The organism is Planctomycetota bacterium (assembly GCA_038746835.1).
GTDB lineage: Bacteria > Planctomycetota > Phycisphaerae > Tepidisphaerales > Tepidisphaeraceae > JBCDKH01.
In genome coordinates this window covers 62,896-83,130 of sequence record JBCDKH010000001.1, presented here as the reverse complement: position 1 = coordinate 83,130, position 20,235 = coordinate 62,896, and the positions used below count along the sequence as shown (strand labels likewise).

The 20,235-nt window shown below is 66.1% G+C and carries 18 protein-coding genes; 9 read left to right on the top strand and 9 right to left on the bottom strand.

Annotated elements, in window-relative coordinates; all coding sequences use genetic code 11:
• Positions 1-30: 30 nt before the first annotated feature.
• Both thrC and AAGI46_00360 read right to left on the bottom strand, forming a co-directional pair.
• Positions 31-1,386 carry a threonine synthase gene (gene thrC / locus AAGI46_00365; GenBank protein ID MEM1010653.1) on the bottom strand — a complete coding sequence of 452 codons (1,356 nt, stop codon included), beginning with the start codon at positions 1,384-1,386 and terminating at the stop codon, positions 31-33.
• A gap of 92 nt (positions 1,387-1,478) precedes the next feature.
• Positions 1,479-2,543, bottom strand: coding sequence for a site-2 protease family protein (locus AAGI46_00360; protein MEM1010652.1), 1,065 nt, complete (start codon positions 2,541-2,543; stop codon positions 1,479-1,481).
• A gap of 41 nt (positions 2,544-2,584) precedes the next feature.
• Here AAGI46_00360 and AAGI46_00355 point away from each other — a divergent pair, with 41 nt between their 5' ends.
• On the top strand, positions 2,585-3,070 hold the full coding sequence (locus AAGI46_00355) for an NUDIX domain-containing protein (protein MEM1010651.1): 486 nt from the start codon (positions 2,585-2,587) through the stop codon (positions 3,068-3,070).
• Positions 3,071-3,127: 57 nt separating this feature from the next.
• Positions 3,128-4,762, top strand: a complete 1,635-nt coding sequence (locus tag AAGI46_00350) for a Ppx/GppA phosphatase family protein (GenBank protein ID MEM1010650.1) — start codon at positions 3,128-3,130, stop codon at positions 4,760-4,762.
• A gap of 3 nt (positions 4,763-4,765) precedes the next feature.
• Here AAGI46_00350 and nusB read toward each other — a convergent pair whose 3' ends face one another.
• Entirely contained in the window at positions 4,766-5,275 is a 510-nt protein-coding gene (gene nusB, locus AAGI46_00345) for a transcription antitermination factor NusB (protein MEM1010649.1), read from the bottom strand.
• The gene (gene ribH, locus AAGI46_00340) at positions 5,272-5,733 is read right to left on the bottom strand and encodes a 6,7-dimethyl-8-ribityllumazine synthase (GenBank protein MEM1010648.1); all 462 of its coding nucleotides are present in this window, start codon (positions 5,731-5,733) and stop codon (positions 5,272-5,274) included. Before ribH ends, nusB begins: the two co-directional genes overlap by 4 nt.
• A 20-nt stretch (positions 5,734-5,753) precedes the next feature.
• Here ribH and AAGI46_00335 point away from each other — a divergent pair, with 20 nt between their 5' ends.
• Both AAGI46_00335 and AAGI46_00330 read left to right on the top strand, forming a co-directional pair.
• Positions 5,754-6,638, top strand: coding sequence for a carbohydrate kinase (locus tag AAGI46_00335; protein ID MEM1010647.1), 885 nt, complete (start codon positions 5,754-5,756; stop codon positions 6,636-6,638).
• A gap of 31 nt (positions 6,639-6,669) precedes the next feature.
• Positions 6,670-7,941 carry a pitrilysin family protein gene (locus AAGI46_00330; protein ID MEM1010646.1) on the top strand — a complete coding sequence of 424 codons (1,272 nt, stop codon included), beginning with the start codon at positions 6,670-6,672 and terminating at the stop codon, positions 7,939-7,941.
• Here the strand turns inward: AAGI46_00330 and AAGI46_00325 are convergent.
• Complete coding sequence (locus AAGI46_00325) at positions 7,938-8,423, bottom strand: hypothetical protein (GenBank protein MEM1010645.1); 486 nt, start codon at positions 8,421-8,423, stop codon at positions 7,938-7,940. The genes AAGI46_00330 and AAGI46_00325 overlap by 4 nt on opposite strands.
• The gene (locus tag AAGI46_00320; protein MEM1010644.1) at positions 8,420-8,686 is read right to left on the bottom strand and encodes a hypothetical protein; all 267 of its coding nucleotides are present in this window, start codon (positions 8,684-8,686) and stop codon (positions 8,420-8,422) included. The genes AAGI46_00325 and AAGI46_00320 overlap by 4 nt, the downstream gene beginning before the upstream one ends.
• A gap of 47 nt (positions 8,687-8,733) precedes the next feature.
• Between AAGI46_00320 and AAGI46_00315 the strand changes: the two genes are divergently transcribed.
• From AAGI46_00315 to AAGI46_00300, 4 genes are all read left to right on the top strand, one after another.
• Positions 8,734-9,960 carry a pitrilysin family protein gene (locus tag AAGI46_00315; GenBank protein MEM1010643.1) on the top strand — a complete coding sequence of 409 codons (1,227 nt, stop codon included), beginning with the start codon at positions 8,734-8,736 and terminating at the stop codon, positions 9,958-9,960.
• Between the two features lie 125 nt (positions 9,961-10,085).
• Complete coding sequence (gene panB, locus AAGI46_00310) at positions 10,086-10,922, top strand: 3-methyl-2-oxobutanoate hydroxymethyltransferase (protein ID MEM1010642.1); 837 nt, start codon at positions 10,086-10,088, stop codon at positions 10,920-10,922.
• Between the two features lie 4 nt (positions 10,923-10,926).
• Positions 10,927-12,441 carry a trypsin-like peptidase domain-containing protein gene (locus AAGI46_00305; GenBank protein ID MEM1010641.1) on the top strand — a complete coding sequence of 505 codons (1,515 nt, stop codon included), beginning with the start codon at positions 10,927-10,929 and terminating at the stop codon, positions 12,439-12,441.
• Between the two features lie 18 nt (positions 12,442-12,459).
• A complete protein-coding gene (locus AAGI46_00300) occupies positions 12,460-13,074 on the top strand; it encodes a response regulator (protein MEM1010640.1) in 615 nt (204 codons plus the stop codon).
• Positions 13,075-13,099: 25 nt separating this feature from the next.
• Here the strand turns inward: AAGI46_00300 and AAGI46_00295 are convergent, their stop codons facing one another.
• Positions 13,100-14,413 (bottom strand): ATP-binding protein, encoded by a 1,314-nt coding sequence (locus AAGI46_00295; GenBank protein MEM1010639.1) that lies wholly within the window; start codon positions 14,411-14,413, stop codon positions 13,100-13,102.
• 132 nt (positions 14,414-14,545) lie between these two features.
• On the opposite strand from AAGI46_00295, the gene AAGI46_00290 reads away from it, so the two are divergent.
• Positions 14,546-16,534, top strand: a complete 1,989-nt coding sequence (locus tag AAGI46_00290) for a PAS domain-containing protein (GenBank protein MEM1010638.1) — start codon at positions 14,546-14,548, stop codon at positions 16,532-16,534.
• A 118-nt stretch (positions 16,535-16,652) separates the two neighbouring features.
• Here the strand turns inward: AAGI46_00290 and AAGI46_00285 are convergent, their stop codons facing one another.
• Both AAGI46_00285 and AAGI46_00280 read right to left on the bottom strand, forming a co-directional pair.
• The gene (locus AAGI46_00285; protein MEM1010637.1) at positions 16,653-16,955 is read right to left on the bottom strand and encodes a hypothetical protein; all 303 of its coding nucleotides are present in this window, start codon (positions 16,953-16,955) and stop codon (positions 16,653-16,655) included.
• A complete protein-coding gene (locus AAGI46_00280) occupies positions 16,952-20,152 on the bottom strand; it encodes a DEAD/DEAH box helicase (protein ID MEM1010636.1) in 3,201 nt (1,066 codons plus the stop codon). The genes AAGI46_00285 and AAGI46_00280 overlap by 4 nt, the downstream gene beginning before the upstream one ends.
• Between the last annotated feature and the right edge of the window lie 83 nt (positions 20,153-20,235).

Genomic DNA, 20,235 nt, shown 5'->3' with positions numbered 1-20,235 from the left:
GTGACTGAAGCGGAGTCCTTGTTGTCGAGGTCAGCGTTGCTGCACGACCTTCAAGATCGCGTCGAGGTCGTTGGGAATGGACGTGGGTGCGTTCGACCAGCGGTGAGGTTCGTCCCCGATGTGGTAGTCGACGGTGCGATTCGGGTCCTTGAGCTCGTGCCCGGTAAGGACGCACACGACTTGCTCGCCTCTGGAGATGACGCCTTCGTCGAGCAGCTGACGCAGGCCGGCGATCGTGGCACCGCTGGCGGGTTCGCAGCCGAAGCCGAACCGGGCGACCGTCGCCCGGCCGTCGAGGATCGCGTCGTCGTCGACCTCGCGCACGACGCCGTTCATGATGTCCAGCGCTCGCAACGCCTTGGGCAGATTGACGGGCCGGCCGATCTCGATGGCGCTGGCGACGGTGTCGGCCTTGTGATTGGCCGCGTCGAACCCGCGGTAAAGCGCCGCCGGCACGTCTTTGTCGAAGCCGCCGTCGTTCCAACGCAAACCTTGCTGCTCGTACAGCTGCCAAAGCGTGTTGGCGCCGTGGGCGTTGATGATCGCAAGTCGCGGAATGCGGTCGATCAGGCCCAGCTCGAACAGCTCGGCGAAGGCTTTACCGAAGGCGGACGAGTTGCCGAGGTTGCCGCCGGGGACGACGATCCAGTCCGGCACCTGCCAGCCGCGGGCTTCGAGAATGCGGTACATGATCGCCTTCTGCCCTTCGAGGCGGAAGGGATTGACGCTGTTCATGAGGTAAACGCCCGCATCCGGCGTCTCGGCCAGCTCGCGGACGCGTTTCAGGCAGTCGTCGAAGTCGCCTTCAACCTGCAGCGTCATCGCTCCGTAGTCGAGGGCCTGGCTCAGCTTTCCGAAGGCGATCTTGCCGCTGCCGACGAAGACCAGTGCCTTCATGCCGGCGGCCGAGGCGTACAAAGCCAAGGCGGCAGACGTGTTTCCGGTCGACGCACAGGCGACGACCGCCGCACCCACACGCTTCGCATGGGTGAACGCGGCCGTCATGCCGTTGTCCTTGAACGAGCCGGACGGGTTGAAGCCCTCGTATTGCAGCTGCAGCGTGCCGTGGGGCATCTTCAGGTCGCAGGCGACGCTGTCGTTGGTTTGCAGCGTGGTTCGGCCTTCGCCGACCGTGACGATGTCGCTGGTGTCGCGGAAGAAGGGCAGCAGTTCGCGGAATCGCCAGACGCCACTGACGTCGAGCGGGTCGAACGACATCCGGCGCGCGTCGAAGTTTTTCAGCCGTGTCGGGACAGGCAGGCGATCCCAGTCGTACCGGACGTCCAGCAGCGCTCCACAAATCGGGCAGGCGGTCAGGACTTCGCCCGCGTCGAACGTCGCGGCACAGGCCGGATTGGTGCACTGCTGGTAGACGGCGTCGGACATGGCTCAGCACAGAGGCACGGAGGCGTGAAGGTCTTCAGAGTCAGGAACCTACGTCATTCATCGGCTCCGTGCCTTTGCGACTCCGTGGCGATTCATCGGCCGGCTTTGGCTTCGCGTGCCCGCTCGAGCGTGGCTTTCTCTGACGAGGTGAGCGAATCGATGCCCGACTGGCTGATCTTGGCCAAGACGCGATCCACTTCTTGCTCGAGCCGGCTCGCCGCCTCGGCCTCACGGGCGACGCGTCGTTCCTCACGCTTGCGTCGCATGCGTTCGCCGACGGACTCCTTGACGGGCTCGTCAGGGTCCATGTTGACCGACTTCATCCAACCGGGCTCGTCTTCGTCCTGGAACGCGTAGGGACCAGCCGCCTGAAGCTGTTTGCGCATGCTGAAGCATGTCATGCCGCAGCTTGCTCCGATTAAGACGAGCAACAGTCCCCCCGCAGCAAGGCCGTAAAGGACTAGGAGGACCGATCCGACGAGCCCGATTCCGGTAGCGATGAGCGTCGCCCGGAACCACGACAGCTTCGACCAGAGGAGCCCTTGAAGAAGCTGACCGCCGTCCAGCGGGAAGATGGGAAGCAGGTTGAAAAGAAGCAGAAAGTAGCTGATCGAGTAGATGTAGAAGAGGTAAAAGCTCAAGCTCAACACACCCGGCGACAGCCACTCCTCTTGCGCCAGCCGTTCCTCATCCACAAGTGAGAACGGGCCGAACTCGGCAAATCCGACCAACCGGTAGAGGATCAAAGCGCAAACGACGCAGATGATCACGTTGACCGCTGGCCCAGCCGCGACTGTGAAGGTGTGAGGGAACCAGCCGCGGCGCGCTTCGGCGAATGCCCTCCCGCCTAGCGGTGTCATCTCGATCAATTTGCCCTCGCCCCCCGTCTTGCGCGCCCCCCAGATGTGTCCGAATTCGTGCAACAAGATGACGCCGAACATCACGACAACGAAGGTCACGCGGTCCAGCGGTGTCACGCCGAACGGCGTTCCGAACAGAATCACCAGCAGCGAAATGACGAGCAGCGACGCGTGGGCGTAGACCTCAACGCCAAACAGCTGAAACAAACGGACACGGCCCGCGACGAGCCAAAGCAACGGATTTGTACCGAAGCTCGGCCGGCCGTCGCTTGCGTAGTCCCGATCCTGCCAGCCCATCGCGTCCGATACTACGGACCGCTCGTCGGCTAGCGTTCAAAGTGCCGGGCGTTGATTTCGTTGCCGTCTACGTCGTTCGCAACGGCCAAAACGGGCACGAGGTGCTCCAGATGCTGCGGGCGCCCGACCTCTACCTCGGCGGGGTCTGGGCGTTCCCGGGCGGAAAAGTCGAGCCCGGCGAAGCCCCCGCAGCGGCTGCGTTGCGGGAGCTGAGGGAAGAGACGGCGATCGAAACTCAGCAGATCGATGCTTTCAGCTACCTGTCGCACGTGGAGACGATTTTCCACCCAGACTGGCCTGAGCTGAAGCATCGAGCGTCGTTCTGCTGTCGCGTGGCGGCGGATGTGAACGTCACGATCAACGAGGAACACACGGACTTCCGATGGATCGGCCGGCGTCGATTTTCGCGCGATGTGGTCTGGCCCGGAGAGCGGCGGGCGCTGGCGGAGATTTGGCGGGAGCATCTGCGTCCGAGTCCGGCGTCGGCGTTGCGTTTGCTGTCCCAAATCGCCGACAGAGCGACTTAAGCCGTTGTGCCTTGGTGGACGACGCTTCGTGCATCTGCGCACAATGCAGGAGCAGCTATGACCCGACGCGACGCCGAAGCCATCACGCCTGCCGACCCCGTGACGGTCGTCGCCGATCCGCCAGTGTATCCGTCGCACCTGACGGGTGAGTCGCTCCGACTCGCGGCCATCGACGTCGGCAGCAATTCGATCCACATGGTCGTCGCCCAGATCGACCCGGACGGCGGCGTGACGACGCTGTGGCGCATGAAGGAGCACACGGCTCTTGGCCGGCTGACGTTTCCGAAGCGACACATCAACAAGCAGGCCATCGACCGTGGGCTGGCGGTGCTGGCGCGGTTCAAGCACGCGGCCCAGGCGAAGCAGGCGGAGAAATTTGTCGCCGTCGCCACCAGTGCCGTCCGCGAGGCGTCCAACGGCGGCGAGTTCATCCAGCGGGCGTGGCGTGAGCATCGCATCCGAATCCGGGTCGTCGACGCCCGAGAGGAAGCTCGGCTGATCTACCTCGGTGCGCGTCACGGCGGCTGCTTCGGCGACGCGCCCGACGAGCCGGGCCTGCTTCTCGACATCGGCGGCGGGTCGACGGAGGTCATCGTCGGCACCAACGAGCGGGCGATGGTCCTCGAGAGCAAGAAGCTCGGCGCTAGCCGCATGACGGCCCGGTTCGTCAAGAGCGATCCGCCCGAGGAGGAGGAGATCGACAAGCTCCGCAAGTTCTACCGCAAAGAGCTGGGCCCGATCGTCGAAAACTCCGTCCTGCCGACGAGCCCGACAAAGTTCATCGCGACCAGTGGCACGCTGGAGAACATCGCCGCGATGTGCGCGGCCGGGGCGAAGTCGCCCGATCCGACGGGCATCGAGCGAAAGCGGCTGGACAAGCTCGTCAGCAAGCTGCTCAAGAGCACCAGCGACGAGCGGGCGGAGCTTCCAGGACTCGACGCACAGCGGAAGGACCAGATCGTCGCCGGCGTCGTGCTGGTCCAGGAGCTGATGACCATGGTCGAGCCACTCGGCCTGGATCGCATCGACCTGTGCGGCAGCGCCCTTCGCGAGGGCATCCTCGTCGATTACGTTCAGAAGAAACTGCCCAAGATGCAGATCCGCCGCGACGTGCCCGATCCGCGTCGTCGCAGCGTGCTGGACCTGTGTCGTCGTAGCGAGTGGCACAAGCAGCACTCGACGCAGGTGACGCGGCTGGCACTACGGCTGTTCGACGAGCTGCAGGGCGTCCATCAGCTCGGGCCGCTGGATCGGGAGTTGCTGGAGTACGCGAGCCTCATGCACGACATCGGCTGGCACATCGGCGGCAAGGGGCACCACAAGCACTCGGCCTACCTCATCCGCCACGGGCGGCTCAAGGGCTTCAGCGACGAGGAGATCGAGACGATGGCCCTCATCGCTCGGTTCCACCGCAAGGCGATGCCGTCGAAGAAGCACGAGGACTATCAGGCACTGCCCAGCCGTGCGAGGCGGACGGTCGATGTCTGCTCGGCGCTGCTGCGCGTGGCCGACGGACTGGACCGCAGCCATGCGAATGTTGTTCGCGACCTCGACTGTCGGACGAAGGGCGATCGAGTGATCGTCAAGCTCGACGTCAACGGCGAGGCGGAGCTCGAAGTCTGGGGTGCGACGCGAAAGAGCGAGTGGTTCGAGACGGTCTTCAAGAAGACGATCGAGTTCCGCGTCGGATGACCGTCAGAGCGACCCGATCATGGCTTCGCGTTCCTTGAGGATCGCGTCGAGAACGCCGTTGACGAAGCGGGAACTGTCGGCCGTGCTGAAAGCGCGGGCGATTTCGATGGCCTCGTCGATGACGACCTTGGGCGGCGTGGGCGTGTTGAGCAGCTCCCACGACGCCAGCCGAAGCACCGCCCGATCGACCGCGGGCATCCGCTTGGGCGGCCACTGCGGGGCGAGACGTTCCAGCGTCGCGTCGGTCTGCTCACGATCTTCCCATACACGCTTCGCGGCGAGCGCAGCGAGCCTCCTGGCACCGTGCACGTCCGCCTGCGACTTCCCCTCCGCCTGAGCGGTTGCCGTGGCGTGTGCGGTGACATCTTCCGCCAGCCCATCGCGAGACACACCTTCGACGTCGAGGGCGAAGACGATCTGCATCGCCATCTCGCGGGCCAGGCGCGACTTCAGGCCGGTGGTCGTGATGTCGAGGTCGTCCGACACGTCGTGGGGACCGTAGTAGCGACTCACGACGTCAGCTTGCGCCGCAGTCGAATCATCGAGGCCGCGGCGTCGGCGGCTTCGATGCCGACGTGGCCGTGCTCGCCGCCGGAGCGGTCAAGGGCCTGGTCTTCGGTCTCGACGGTGAGGACGCCGAAGATGACGGGAACTTGCGTCGCGAGCGAGACCTCCATCAGCCCGCGTGAGCAGTTCCCCGCGACGTACTCGAAGTGCGGCGTCGCCCCACGGATGACGCAGCCCAGGCCGATGACCGCGTCCGCCTTCTGCGTCGCCCACGTTGCCGCAGTCGGCAGCTCGTACGCCCCCGGCACGTCGTGCACTTCGAAGTCAATCTGCAGTTCGCCCAATCGCCCGCGGACGCCGTCGAGCAGGCGATCGACGATCCTGCGGTTCCAGAGCGTGGTCAGCACGATGACGCGTGCGTCCGGCAACGGCTCGACGTCGGGCGATGGGCGGTGGTCGCTCACGCCTCACCGTACGATGCCGCATGAGCCAGACCTACGACGTTCTCGGCATCGGCGAGGTCCTGTGGGACCTTCAACCCGACGGCCGACAGCTCGGCGGAGCGCCGGGCAACTTCGCCTACCACTGCCACGCCCAGGGCCTGCGGGCGGCACCGATCAGCGCGGTCGGCGATGACGACGAAGGCAGCGAACTGCTCCAGACGCTGCAGGATCGCGGCGTCGATACCTCGCTCATCAGCGCGCTGAAGGACGTGCCCACGGGCACGGTCGACGTCGAACTCGACAACGGCAAGCCGACCTACACGATCCACGAGAGCGTCGCCTGGGACCGCATCCCGATGACCGACGATGCCCTTGCCGCAGCCAGATCGGCACGGGCGGTTTGCTACGGCACACTTGCCCAACGCGACGCCGTCAGTCGCGAGACGATTCTGCAGTTGCTCGATGCCACGAAGCCGGATTGTCTCCGCGTGTTCGACGTCAACCTGCGGCAGAGCTTCTACGACGCCGACATCGTCGACGGCGGGCTCCGGCGGGCGACGGTCTTCAAGCTCAGCGACGACGAAACCGATGAGGTCGGCCGCCTGTTGAAGATGCCGCTAGACCCTGAGCCGTTCGGCGAGGCGCTGTTCGAGCGTTATCCGAACCTGTCGCTCCTCGTCCTGACGCGTGGCGGCGACGGGTCGCTGCTTCGGCGACGCGATGGCGAGCAGAGCGATCAGCCGACGTTGAAGTCGGAGGTCAAAAGCACCGTCGGTGCCGGCGACAGCTTCACGGCGGGCGTCGTGACAGGGCTTCTGCAAGGCCGACCTCTGGCGGAGACGCATGCCTTCGCGTCGAAACTCGCGGCGTTCGTCGTTAGTCAAAGTGGGGCGATGCCGGAGCTTCCTGACGACCTCAAGCTGTAAGTCGTCTTCGGCCGTCTACCCTTTGCGTTCGATGGCGAAAGAGACGGATCCGAGCGAGCCTTTCCACGTCCACCGCCTCGACAACGGCATGGTCGTGCTAATCGAGCCGATGCCGGGTGTTTCGAGCGCGGCGATGGAACTGCACGTTCCGACTGGCTCCGCGACCGACCCGGCCGACCGATGCGGCATCACGACGGTGCTCGCCGAACTCGTCCTGCGTGGTGCCGGCGATCGTGATGCGAAGCAGCTGACCGATCACCTCGACACGCTCGGCCTCTGGCGTGGCGGCGGGGCGGGGACGCTCTCGACGCGATTCACCGCTGCCGGCTTGGCCGGAAACGTTCTGGAAGGCCTCGCCGCTCACGCGGACATCGTGCGTCGGCCGCGCCTTCGCGACGAGGACATCCAGCCGAGCGTCGACCTTGCACGTCAGGCACTGGTCGGCCTCGTCGATAGCCCGCAGCAGCTGGCGACGACCAAGCTCCGCCAGTTCGCCTGGCCATCGCCGTTCAGCCGGAATCCGATGGGCGAGCTGGCTCACCTCGACAAGCTCTCGGCCGCCGGTCTTCGCGAAGACTTCGGCGAACGCTGGCAGCCCGGCGGCGCGGTGTTGTCCATCGCCGGCGACGTCGATTCCGACGACGTCATCGAAAATGCGACCACGCTTTTTGGCGACTGGCAACCGAGCGACCGTCCCGGCATGGAACTCACCGCACCGGCCGGGCCGACGCACTACATCGAGCAGGACTCGCAGCAAACGCACATCGCGCTCGCCTACCCGACGATCCCCGAGACGCACGACGACTACTACGTCGCTCGCCTCGCGGTCGAGTGCCTGTCCGGCGGCATGAGCGGCCGGCTCTTCGACCGCATCCGCGAGAAGCAGGGTCTGTGCTACAGCGTCTATGCCGGCTACACCTCCATGCCCGTTCCCGGCGGCAACGACTTCGCCAGCGTCTTCGCCTACGCCGGCACGAGCAACGAGCGGGCACAGCAGACGCTCGACGCCCTCGTCCACGAGCTGCGCGACATCGCCAGCGGCGTCACGCGGGACGAACTGCACCGTGCCAAGATCGGCCTGAAGGCCGGCACCGTTATGAGCGGCGAAAGCTCCTCCGCCCGTGCCAGCGGCCTCGCCCGCGACTGGCTCAGCCGAGGCCGCTGCCGCACCCTCGACGAGATCGTCGCCGCCGTCGATGCGATCGACCTCGACCGTCTCAACACCTGGCTCGCCGCCAATCCCGCGACCGGCTTCACCGTCGTCCAGATTGGCCCGAAAGAGCTCGCGGTCCCGGCAAGCTAGCTCGGATCAAACTTGAGATTGTCGGCGTGCACATCGAACAGATGAACGCCGGCCTGTTCTTCCAGTTCGGCAAGGATGCCCACCACGTCGCCGTAGCGGTCTTCGAAGCGTTCGCGAAGCTGCTCGTGCCAATGCTCGACCACGTCCTCCGGCCAATCTGGTGGCTCGTCGAGGTATGCCGAGGCGAAGTCGAGCAGGAATGGTGGTGCGACGATCGTGAGCTCGAGGATGAGAAACTCGTCGTCGTGCTGAAGGAGCTTTGGGATGGCAAGGTCGCGAACGAACCTCACGTTCCGCTTGAGAAGGCGAAAATAGGCGTCCCGCTCACGCTCGTAGACCTCGCGAGCATGGTGCAGCTTGACGGCCGATCCGGCATCCGTCTCATAAACACTGCCGTCCTTTCCCTCGCCGAGGATCGCGACAAGCGACGTGTCTCTCTCAGCGCAGTAGGTCGCGACATTGAGTGGGATCCGAAACGTCATCGTCGGACCGATTGCTCGTAGCGGGAGGCGCGAATGCCGTCGATCAATGCGATCCGTCGTTCGCGCGCGACGCCATCAAGAACGGTGTGAAGCACGCCGAAATCGGCATCAACATCGACGGCGTCGGACAGAACCACGAAGTCGGGACCCGTCTCTCGCACGTTGAAGACCCGGCCGGCGACTTCCAGGCTCATCCGCAGCGGCGGCGAGTAGCCGTCTGCCTTGGGCGGCGAGATAAGTGCGGCGGAATCGGCGGCGTCCATCGGTGCATCCTACCGCAAACACCCGAGCGACGCGCTACCGTCGGCTCATGCCACAAGCGGCTTCAAAGCACTTCGAGCACACGCTCGACAACGGCCTGACCATTCTGGCCGAGCCGATTTCAACGAGTCGTTCGTTCGCCTGCGGGCTGTTCGTCCGTACCGGCACGCGCGACGAGCCGCGACGGCTCAACGGCGTGAGCCACTTCCTCGAGCACATGATGTTCAAGGGCTCGGACTCACGCGACGCGGCGGAGATGAACCAGATTTTCGACGACCTCGGCGCCAACTACAACGCGTTCACGACGCAGGAGATGACCGGCTACCACGCGGCCGTCCTGCCGGAGTTCACGAAGGACGTCATGGAGCACTTGGGGCACCTGTTTCGCCCGGCGTTACGCAACGACGACTTCGATACCGAGAAACAGGTCATCCTCGAAGAGATCGCCATGTACGCCGACGACCCAGGCCACCGGGTGTTCGAAGAGGTCATGGCCCGGCATTACGAAGGACATCCGTTGGAGATGAGCATCCTCGGCCCGGCCGAGACGATCGGCGGCATGGCGCGGGACGACATGAAGGGTTACCTCGACCAGCACTACGGCCCGCGGAACACGGTGCTGAGCGTCGCCGGACAGTTTGACTTCGACGAGATCGTGCGGCTCGCTCAGGAGCACTACGGCCACTGGCAGCCGGTCGGTTTCGAGCGCGAACTCTCGCCGGCCGAGTCGCAAGGCGGCGTGACGCACCTGGTCGATCCGAAGCTGACGCGGCGTTACGTCATGGGGTTGTCGAACGGCCCGTCCGCCCAGCACGATGATCGCTATGCCGCTCGCGTCCTGGCAGACCTGATTGGCGACGGTGACGGCAGCCGGTTGTACTGGGCACTGGTCGATCCGGCGATCTGCGAGGAGGCAGAACTCTCGCCGTATCCGCACGATCGCGTCGGCAGCTTCGCACTCTCGCTCACCTGCGATCCCGATAAGAGCGAACAGGCGACCGACATCGCACTTGGCGTCTTGCGAGGCGTCAAAGACGACCTCGGCGACGATGAAATCGAGCGGGCCAAGAACAAGATCGCCGGCGGGGCGGTATTGCACGGCGAGAGCACCAACAGCCGCATGCGGGCCATCGGCAGCGGCTGGGTCTACGACGGCAAGTACCGTCCGCTGCAGGACGAAGTCGACGCCATCCTCGCCGTCACACTCGACGATGTCCTGGCTGTCTTCCAGAAGTACCCATTCGACCCGATGACGCTCGTCACGCTCGGACCGTGAGTCCGCACTATCCGCCATCCTGAGCGAGCGCAGCGAGTTGAAGGGGCTCGTCGGCGCGTACGCGCAGAACCAGGCGAGGTTCCTCTGCTGCGCTCGGGATGACGGAGTGGGCGCTAGGCTCATAAGTGCCTGCGGAGCGTGACGATGCCAGTCCGGAGCCCGTGCTGCAGCCCGTCCGGCTGCGCGATGTTCAGCAGGCAAGGGACGACGGGCGTCGCATGGCGATGCTCACCTGCTACGACTTCACGACGGCTGTCCATCTGCAGCAGTGCGGCGTTGAACTGCTGCTCGTCGGCGACTCGGCGGCGAACGTCGTCCTGGGGCACGAGCGGACGACCGCGATCGACCTCGACACACTCATCACGCTCGGAAAGGCCGTCCGACGCGGGGCGACGGCGAGCTACGTCATGGTCGACATGCCGTTTGGCAGCTACCACGCCGATGCAGCATCGGCCGTCGCGAACGTCTGCCGGATGGTTCGCGAGACGGGTTGCGACTCGGTCAAGCTGGAAGTCACGCGGAGCTTGCTGCCGCTCGTGACGCAGTTGGCCGACGCGGGTGTGGCGGTGTGCTGTCACCTGGGGCTTCGGCCGCAGAGCGTGCAGCGGTCGGGCTACCGCGTGCAGGCTGCCGACGCGGGAGCGGCGGAGCAGCTGGCGAAGGATGCGGAGGACTTCGAGTACGCTGGCGCCGCGACGCTCCTGCTGGAGGCCGTGCCGCCCGAGGCGTCGAAACTGGTCATCGAGCGGACGACGATTCCTGTCATTGGCTGCGGAGCCGGTTCCTCGCCGATGGCGCATGTGGTGGTTTTGACGGATTTGCTGGGGCTTTCGAATCGTCGACCGAAGTTCGTGCCGGACATGGGCCAGCCGTCGTTGCGACAGGCGGCGTCGGCATGGGTGACCATGGTGCGCGACGGCAGCTACCCCGCCGGTGAGCACTTGTATTTGTCCAAGGAGTGATGTCGTGACCGAGGCCGAAGATCTCCAGCCACCGCCGCCGCCCGGTACCAATGACCGGTTGATCGCGATCCGCACGATCGTGATCGGGATCGTGCTGATGTGGGTGATCCTCGTCGCGGGGTGGGCGGTGCGACGGGGCATTGAATCCCGAGCGGGTGAGCAACGTCGCGAAGAGGTCCGCGAAGCCCGCCTGCGGCTGGCGAGCGTCAACGAGCTGCAGGGCGTCTTCAACGAAGTCAACGCCGTCATGGAGCCGGCGGTCGTGAAGATCGATGTCATCCGTCCGCCCAACAGCGTCGTCGGCAGCGACACGCCTGCCTCCAACAGCGGCAGCGGCGTGATCGTCGCCGTCATCGAGGACGAAGGCGAGCGACTCCCGATCGGCCACATCATCACCAACGAACACGTCGTCCGCGGGCACAGTGACATCGCGGTGACGCTCAGTGACGGCAGACGTCTCGACGCGCGGGTCATCGGCGAAGACCAGCAGAGTGACCTCGCCGTGGTCGAAGTGCGCGCCATCGGACTCGTTCCGGCCGACTGGGGCGACAGCGACCTGTTGCAGAAGGGCGACTGGGTGCTGGCCTTCGGCAGCCCCTTCGGCTTCGTCGGCAGCATGACCGCGGGCGTCGTCAGTGCGCTCAACCGGACGCAGGGCGAGCTGATCTTGTCACCACTGGGCGAGCCGACGTTCCAGGACTTCATTCAGGTCGACGCAGCGATCAATCCCGGCAACTCCGGCGGCCCGCTGGTGGACGTGGCCGGGCGCGTCGTCGGCATCAACACCGCGATTTTCTCACGCAGCGGCAGCTTCAGCGGCGTGGGTTTTGCGATTCCGAGCAATCAGGCCAAGCGGTTTTACGAAGACATTCGCGACCGTGGCCGGGTCGTCCGAGGGTGGCTCGGGATTCGTGGGGCAGCGCTTTCGGAGTACGACAACGCCTATCGACGGCTCGGCCTCGAAGACGATCGCGGCGTCCTTGTCGGCCGAGTCTTTCGTGGGACGCCGGCGGCGGAAGCGGACCTCCGTCGCGGCGATGTGATCACCGAGATCGACGGACGACGCGTGGACGACTTTTCAGAGCTGATCCTCATTGTCGGTTTTGCTGAGCCGGGTGAAGCGATCGATCTGACGGTGGTGAGGGACGCTGCCGAGGAGCAAGTGAGCGTCGTCATTGAGGAGCGTCCGAGGGGTTCGCTCGACTTCAACCTCGAGCCGATGGGTGGCGACCTGTACGGCCTGCGGTTCGAAGATCGCGTCAACGGCCCGCCGATGGTGGTGGCGGTCGAGCCCGGGTCGCCCGCGAACCGCGCGGGCATTCGCGCCGGCGATCAGATCTTCGCGATCGGTGGCCGACCGGTCGGATCGGCGCGTCAGGCGATGACGGCGCTCGACGGTGTTCCGCCGCAGGTAGGAGTGATCGTCCGCGTCGCGAGCGGCAATCGGGTCTTTGCCGTCTTTCTCGGCGGCGTGGTTCGCGACGAGGAACCGGGGGACCTGCTCCTGCCGGGGCGATAGAGGGATTACAATGCGGGCATGACCATCGCGGCCAACGACGCCGGAGCCGATCCGTCCGCCGATCTTGCTGAGAATCGCCTGCGCATGCTCGTCGTCGACGACGACGAGATGTTCCGCACGCGACTCGTCCGAGCCATGTCCAACCGCGGCCTCGAAACCGCGTCCGCGGCAGACGCCGACGGTGCGGAGAAGGCGGCTCGCGAGTTCAAGCCCGACTGGGCCTCGGTCGACCTTCGCATGCCGGGACGCGGCGGCCTGGAGCTCGTCAAGTCGCTCCACGCCATCGACGGCGACATGCAGATCGTCGTTCTGACCGGCTACGGCACGATCGCGACGGCCGTCGAAGCGGTGAAGCTCGGTGCCGCGGACTACCTGACCAAGCCGGTCGATGCGGATCAGATCCTCGCGTCGTTCGAGGCCGCCGAGGCCAAGGCGGCCGATCGTCCGTTGCCGAATCTTCCCCGCATCAAGGCGGCCGAAGCGCAGATGCCGAGTCTGGCGCGGGTCGAGTGGGACTACATCCATCGCGTGCTCAGCGACTGCAACGGCAACATCAGCCAGGCCGCACGGAAGCTGGGCATCCACAGGCGCAGCCTGCAGCGCAAGCTCCACAAGCTGCCGCCGTTGGAGTGAGTGACGTGTGGACGGAGCCTCGACGTCACTTTGGCTCGTTGGGATCCGGGATCGGTGGCAGCGCGAGCGTGGCGATGGTGCCTTTGCCGACCTCGGAGTTGAGCTTGAAGCTTCCACCGGCCTTTTCGGCGATCAGCCGGACGAGGAAGAGCCCCAGCCCCATCCCGCCGCCGGGGTCTTTGGTGGTGAAGAAGGGTTCGGCCGCGCGGGCAGCGACCTCGGGTGCCATGCCGGGGCCGATGTCGATCACGCTCACGCGTGCGGCGAATGGGTCCTGAATGGCATCGATCTCGACCGGCCCATCGATGCCCGCGGCCTCGCCCGCTTGAAAGGCATTGTTCACGAGAAGCTCCAACGCCTGCTCCAACGCCCTTGGTGCAACGGCCGCGTGGACGGGCGATCGGAAGTCGATGATCACCTTCTCACGTCGGCCCGGGCGAAGACGATCGCGGACCGCCTCAGCACAGGCCTGGACATCGGACTCGCCGGGCTCGTCGGTGCCTCGGCCGGCGACGTCACCACGGAGGTGTTCGAGGATCTGCCGGCAACGCTCGACCTGCTGGCGAACAAGCGTGGCGTCCTCCGCGAGCGCGTCGTCGCCGAGCTTCTCGGCGGCCAGCTCCATCTCGCGACTGGTGACCGCAATTGTCGCCAGCGGTGTGCCTAGCTCGTGCGCAGCGCCGGCGGCGAGTGTCGTGATCGCCGCGAGCCGTTCGCCGACCTGGGCTTCCTCGCGAACCCGCGCAAGCTCCGCCTCGCGTTGTCGAAGTGACGCGACGACTCGGCTGACGAAGTAACCCACGAGCAGCACGACCAGCAGGAGTGCCATCGCCTGCCCGTAGAGCAGGATGTCTCCTTCCAACACGTCGGTCGACGTGGGCTCGAGTGGACGATGCACGAGCGCAACGAACCCGAAGCAGACGCCAACGAGGCCGACGACGATCCACGTCCAGCGTGACCCGAGCACGCTCGCCGCCAGCGCAACGTGCAGCACGTAGAGCAGCGTGAACGGATTCGCTGCGCCGCCCGTGAAAAACAGAAGCGTCGTCAGCAGCAGCACGTCGGCCAGCACCACGCCCGCCGCTAGAGACCTCGGCGGGTCGGGCAACCGCGGTAACGCCGCCGCCAGCAACACGTTCGACACGAGCGTCACCGCGACGACCACCGCCAGCGGTGTCCAGCCATAGCCAAGGCCCAGCAGCCAGATCGCCAGACCGATGGCCAGCAGCTGCCCGAGTGCCGCGAGCCAGCGGAGTCGCACGAGCCAATGCAGCACGATCGCCGGCTCGGTGAACGACTGCGGCTCGAGCGTCGCGGGGTAGGGCTGGATGGGCGTCATGGGTTGCCTGACCAAACTCTTGAATTGTGTCGCGCAGGGCAGAATCGCGCGGCCGGAGGCGTTAGGTTATGTGACATTGCCAAAATGACTTTGGCGTGTTGGGGCTAGGGCGTTTCGTCGCATCCACTTGTCATGCCTTCTCCTCCCGACGACAACCTGTCACAAGACATTGTGACGCCCGTCGGGCTGGGAGATGCGATCGTCCATCACGGGCGCGATGTCCTGCTGCTTCTGGAGTCAAACGGCACGATCAAACGCGTCGGCGGAAGCTCGATCCAGGACGTCGGCCTCACGGCCGATCGGGCGGTCGGGCAGAAGCTGTCGAGCTTTCTTCACCCGGGCGACCAGGTCTTGCTGACTGGCGAGGATGTCTTCGAGGCACTCGCCCGGTTCGATCTCCACCACGTCGAGCTTCGATTCGATCTCGGCAACGGGCTCTTTCAGCTCACGGCCGGCACGATCACAGACCTTCGCGACAACGCCGACTTTTCGGGAATCGCGTTGTCGTTGCGGTCCATCGGCAAGCCGGCGCGGCAGGTGCCGAATCGCCAGCTTCTGCTCCAGGCCGTCGAGGCGGCGAACAGCAGCATCGTGATCGCCCAGGCCGGGCAGGATGATCTGCCGCTCGTCTACGCGAACGAAGGCTTCCGCAGCGTCACCGGCTATGACGAGGACGAGATCATCGGCCGCAACTGCCGCTTCCTGCAGTGTCGTGCCGACGACGCGAACCGGCGAGACGTGGAGAACACCGGCGAGTTTGCCGACGACGAGGTCGACCAAGCCGAGGCGCTGGAGGAGCTTCGCCGCGGCATTGAGTCCCGGGAGTTCGTCAACGTCACGCTCCGTAACTACCGCAAGAACGGCGAGCTGTTCTACAACGACCTTTACCTCACGCCCGTGTCGATGGGCGGCGTCTTTGCCGGCTTCATCGGCGTGCAGAACGACGTGACGCAGCGGGTCGAAGCCGAGCGCGAGCTTCGACAGCGCGGACGACTGCTCAACGGCTTTTTCGACTCGGCCCCGCTGCTCATGGCCGTCGTGCAGGTTGGTGCGTCGGAGTCGGACATCGGCCGATACGACGAGGGCGAGTTCGACCAGCGACGACAGGCGGCCCGCGACCTTTACGAACACGACGTCAACGGAGACGCCGGCAAGGTTGCCCGGCTCACGTCGCACGTCGAACTCAACCAGGCCGCACTCGATCACTATGGCGTCGAGCGGGACGAGGCGATGCGCATGTCGCTCGATCAGTTCGGCTTCAACGACTCGGCCCAGCGCGACTGGGCGGCAGCGCTGAACCGTGTTGCCCGAACCGGCGAACCGCAGCGCTTCGAAGCGACATGCGACGGCGATGGCCGGGTGACGCGACTCAGCATCACCGTCGCTCCAATCGTCGACGGCACGACCCCGCGCGGCAGCTTCTGCTACGTCGCCCAGGACGTCACGCACCAGCGCGGTCTGGAGCGGCAGGTCATCGACGCGCAGGAACGCGAACGCGAACGCATCGCACGCGATCTGCACGACACCGTCGCCCAGCAGCTCAACATGGTCACGCTGCTCGTCGGCAACACGCGTCGCCAGCTCGCATCGACCGATGTCGGCGACGCGGTCATCGAGCAACTCGACGACGCCGTCCAACAGGCGACGGCTGCTGCCCGGCAAGCGCGTGATTTGAGCCACAACCTCGGCGGCATCGAAGTTCGCGAACGTGGGCTCGTTTCAGCGCTGGGCGCGCTCGCCGACCGCGTCGAAAGGTCCTTCGGCTGCCGCGTCGTCGTGGACGCCGATGCGTCTTGCGAGCCTGAGAGCGAGGAGCGTCGCGTGCAGCTTTACCGAATCGCCAGCGAGGCCGTCGCCAACGCGGCCCGGCACGGAAAGCCCGACTCGATCGTGCTCGGGCTGCGGCTGGATGACAGCTTCACGGGCGTTCTCTCGATCGAAGACGACGGCCGCGGTCTTCCAAGTGGCTTTGACGCGGCGGGCCGTGCCGGGAGCGACGGCGACGCGGGCATGGGCGTCCAGTCGATGCGTCACCGCTCCGCCCTCATCGACGGCCACTTCGCCATCCGACACCGCGAGGTCGGCGGGACGATAGTCGCGGTCGAGTTTCCGATTCGATGAAACCGCTCCGCCAACTCGGCTTAACTTGAATTGAGGTGCCCCGTGCCACGACGTGACAAGGTCGTGTCGGATTCGAAGCACGACGTTGTCACGTCGTGGCACACAACTCTGCTACGGGTTAACTCGATTTGCTCTCGTCCGGATCGTTCGACTCGTCATCGGCCTGGGCGACATCGCCGATGCGGTGACTCACATCCTCGGCGACGTGCTCGTAGACCGTGGCGAGGAAGCCGAGCAGCCGAAACTTGGTTCGCGCGCTGCGTTCGAACGGCGGCTTGCCGAGCTTCTGAAGGGCGTTGTCGAGTCCGAGCGGCGCCGGGTCGGCCAGCGTGTCGTCGGGTGAGCCGTCGAAGAACGCGCGGCGCAGTTCTTCTGGCGTCGGCTGGTGCGGTTCGATGGACGTCGTGTCGAGTTCACTCACGCGGCATCCTCCAGGTCTTCGTCGTCACCAAAGTCCTCGTCGAAGTCGGCCGCAGCGGCGGCAGCGGCGGAGGTTGTGGAGGCCGGCATCGAGCGGTTGAGCGACAGGTACTCGCGAAGTTCGCCCGTCGACAGCTCGGTGAGCCAGTCGTCGCCGCTGCCGACGATGTTCTGTGCGAGTGCCGTCTTTTCGGCCAGCATCTTGTCGATGCGTTCCTCGACCGTGCCGAGCGTGACGAACTTGTGCACCTGCACCCGCTTGGTCTGGCCGATGCGGTACGCGCGGTCGGTCGCCTGATTTTCCACGGCCGGGTTCCACCAGCGGTCATAGTGGAAGACGTGCGTCGCGGCTGTCAGGTTGAGACCGAGGCCGCCGGCACGCAGGCTGAGCAGAAAGATGTCGGCCCCTTCGCCCGGACGCGTGTTCTGGAAGTCGAGCACCATTTCCTCGCGTTTGGGCTGGGGCGTCCCGCCGTGGAGGAAGTCGACACGCCTGCCGAGTCTGGCCTGGAGCATCTCGACGAGCAGGTCGCCCATCTTGCGATACTGCGTGAAAACCAGGGCCTTTTCGCCTTCTTCGATGACCTCTTCGAGCATCTCTGCCAGACGTGTCGCCTTGCCGCTTCGGGCGAGTTGCTGCACGGCTCGCTGACCCGTCGGCGGCGGTGCGTCGCCTAGCAGGGCCGGGTGATCGCAGATCTGCTTGAGCTTCGTCAGCACGCTGAGGATGAGCCCGCGACGCCGGATGCCGCTGGCCGTATCGATCCGGCCGAGCATGTCGCCCGTCACCGACTCGTACGCCGCCGCCTGCTCGGTGGTCAGGCCGCAGTAGACGCTCATCTCCATCTTGTCCGGCAGGTCGGCGGCGACCTCCGGCTCGTCCTTGGTGCGCCGCAAGATGAACGGCCGGATCATTTCGCGAAGGCGACGTGCCCGCCCGCGATCGCCGTGCTTCTCGATCGGTACGGCGAAGCGCTCGCGGAACTCGCCGCTGCTGCCGAGCAGGCCCGGGTTGAGCAGGTCCATGATCGACCAAAGCTCGCCGAGATGGTTTTCGACGGGCGTGCCGGTCAGGGCGATTCGCCTGGGCGCGTCCAGCCGTCGGACGGCCCGACTGCTGGCGGCGTTGGGGTTTTTCACCTTCTGCGCCTCGTCCAGCACGACGCGGTTCCAGCGGACCAGCTTGAAGTCGTCCTGATCGCGATGCGACAGGGCGTAGCTGGTGATGATGACGTCGCTGTCGTTGGCTGCCTGGGCAAACGCCTCGCCGCGAAGACGACTCGGGCCGTGGTGCGGCAGGATGCGGAGTTCGGGTGCGAACCGGTTGAGCTCGCGTGCCCAGTTGCCCAGCACGCTCGTCGGCACGAACAGCAACGTCGGCGGAATCACCGTCGTCTCATCGGACGCCTTGGCCCGCTCGTGCTCGTTGAGGAGCAGCGCGATGAGCTGGATCGTTTTGCCCAGACCCATGTCGTCCGCCAGGACGCCGCCGAGGCCGAGGCGGTCGAGGAAGGCCATCCAGCGCAGGCCGCGAAGCTGATAAGGGCGAAGCTCGCCCTGGAAGGCCTCGGGCTGCTGGACGTCGCCGGCCTTGTCGGGCGACTGTTCGAGGAGCTCGTCGACCCAGTGCAGACCCGCGAGTCGAACCGCCGGTGCGACGCCGCCGCTGGTGCGGAACTCGCCCAGGCCAAACCCGGCGCGGAACGCCTCGCCGAGGGTGAGCGTGCCGGACGGCCGTCGGTCCATGAGTTCCGCTGCGGCGGCTGCGGCTTCGAGGTCGACCTCGATCCACCGGTCGCCACGCCGCACCAGCGGCTGCCCTTGGCGGACGAGCATGCGGAACTCCTCGACGTCGATGTCCTCGCCGCCGACGGCCACGCGCCAGTCGAAGCTCAGCAGCGCATCGAGGCCGATGCGGCTGGTGCCGGGACGCTCGTCGCCGGGCTTGAGTTCCATGACGACCTCGACGCGGGCTTCCTGCGTGTTGGCCCAGCCGGGCAGGCGAACGTCGAAGCCGGCGTCGTTGAGGCTTTCGGCCCAGTCGCGGGTCAGGCCGAAGGCTTCGGTCGGCGAGAGCGTCAGGTGCGTCTGTCGCTCCGGAGCGGTGGCGGCCGAGGTGTCGCCGGCACCCTCTTCGAGGGCGCGATGCAGCGGCGGGAGGAAGTCGGCGGCCCGGCCTAGCTCGGCGGCGAGTCGCTCGCGCAGGCGGACGGCGTTGCGCCCGACATAGCCGATGCTGCCGGCGGGCTGGTCCCACACCTGCCTCGCGGGAAGCGGCGCGAAGTGACCGGCCAGGTCGACCGGCGGCAGCAGTCGCCACGTCAACGGCCAACCTGCGGCCGAGGTGAGCGGCGGGGCATCCTCGTCGGTGTCGTGGCCGAGGAGTTCGCGTGCCTGAATCGAGTCGGGCTCCAGCAGCTCGAAGCCGAGTCGCCACGGATCGCCACCGTCGTCGCCGAGTCGGGCGGTCCAGGTCTGGACCTTGTCGAGCAGCGTGGCGACCTCGCGATCGAGGCCCTTGACGTGGCAGAGCGACGGGTCGGCCGCGATGGCATCGGGGTCGCGAACCAGGGCACTGATCCAGCGAAGCTCGGCCTCGGCCTGAGGATCGGCGGCGCGGTCGTGGACGTTGGCGAAGAACTCGTCCTTCGACAGCGACTCGCGAACGAGCGTGTCGCAGCACGTGTCCAGCACCTGCTCCACCAGCTCCAGGCGATCGGCGACGCGGCCGGCACCTTCGTCGGCACAGAAGCAAGCCCCCGGCATCGAGGCGGCGGTCTGTTCGAGTCGCTCGACGTCCCGCGGATCGCCGACGAGCAGTCGCCATGACGCGATCACGCCGTGCGGGGAGCGACGGGCCGACGGGTAGAACTGCTCTCGAGCGACGGCCGCCTGTGCAAAATCGAGCAGGCGAGCCAGCGCCCGCAGCGATGGCGAAGACGCCTCGTCTGCCGAACGGAGCATGTCGAGCATCGCCCGGCTCGAAAGCGGCTTGGCCCTCTGCGGTGCGGGCTGGTCGGCCTCGGGCAGAACGGCTGGGATGGTCTCGGCTGCATCGTCATACCAGAGCCACAGTCGCCCGGCGTGCCAGGTCGCGATGGCATCGGACGGGGCATCGGCGAGCGCGGGGCCGCTGCTCGTCGGGATCGGCTCAGGTTGTTGGACGAGGTCGGGCCTCAAACGATCGGCATCTTCCATGGGCAGCAACGTCGGCGTCGATCCGAGGGCAGCCGGTGCCGCCCGATGAGGTGGATCGACAGGGTAGGACCGATGCCACCACG

Coding starts and splice junctions, on each gene's coding strand:
- thrC (MEM1010653.1), bottom strand. CDS start 1,386: ATGTCCGACGCCGTCTACCAGCAGTGCACCAATCCGGCCTGTGCCGCG.
- AAGI46_00360 (MEM1010652.1), bottom strand. CDS start 2,543: ATGGGCTGGCAGGATCGGGACTACGCAAGCGACGGCCGGCCGAGCTTC.
- AAGI46_00350 (MEM1010650.1), top strand. CDS start 3,128: ATGACCCGACGCGACGCCGAAGCCATCACGCCTGCCGACCCCGTGACG.
- AAGI46_00335 (MEM1010647.1), top strand. CDS start 5,754: ATGAGCCAGACCTACGACGTTCTCGGCATCGGCGAGGTCCTGTGGGAC.
- AAGI46_00330 (MEM1010646.1), top strand. CDS start 6,670: ATGGCGAAAGAGACGGATCCGAGCGAGCCTTTCCACGTCCACCGCCTC.
- AAGI46_00325 (MEM1010645.1), bottom strand. CDS start 8,423: ATGACGTTTCGGATCCCACTCAATGTCGCGACCTACTGCGCTGAGAGA.
- AAGI46_00320 (MEM1010644.1), bottom strand. CDS start 8,686: ATGGACGCCGCCGATTCCGCCGCACTTATCTCGCCGCCCAAGGCAGAC.
- AAGI46_00315 (MEM1010643.1), top strand. CDS start 8,734: ATGCCACAAGCGGCTTCAAAGCACTTCGAGCACACGCTCGACAACGGC.
- AAGI46_00300 (MEM1010640.1), top strand. CDS start 12,460: ATGACCATCGCGGCCAACGACGCCGGAGCCGATCCGTCCGCCGATCTT.
- AAGI46_00295 (MEM1010639.1), bottom strand. CDS start 14,413: ATGACGCCCATCCAGCCCTACCCCGCGACGCTCGAGCCGCAGTCGTTC.
- AAGI46_00290 (MEM1010638.1), top strand. CDS start 14,546: ATGCCTTCTCCTCCCGACGACAACCTGTCACAAGACATTGTGACGCCC.
- AAGI46_00280 (MEM1010636.1), bottom strand. CDS start 20,152: ATGGAAGATGCCGATCGTTTGAGGCCCGACCTCGTCCAACAACCTGAG.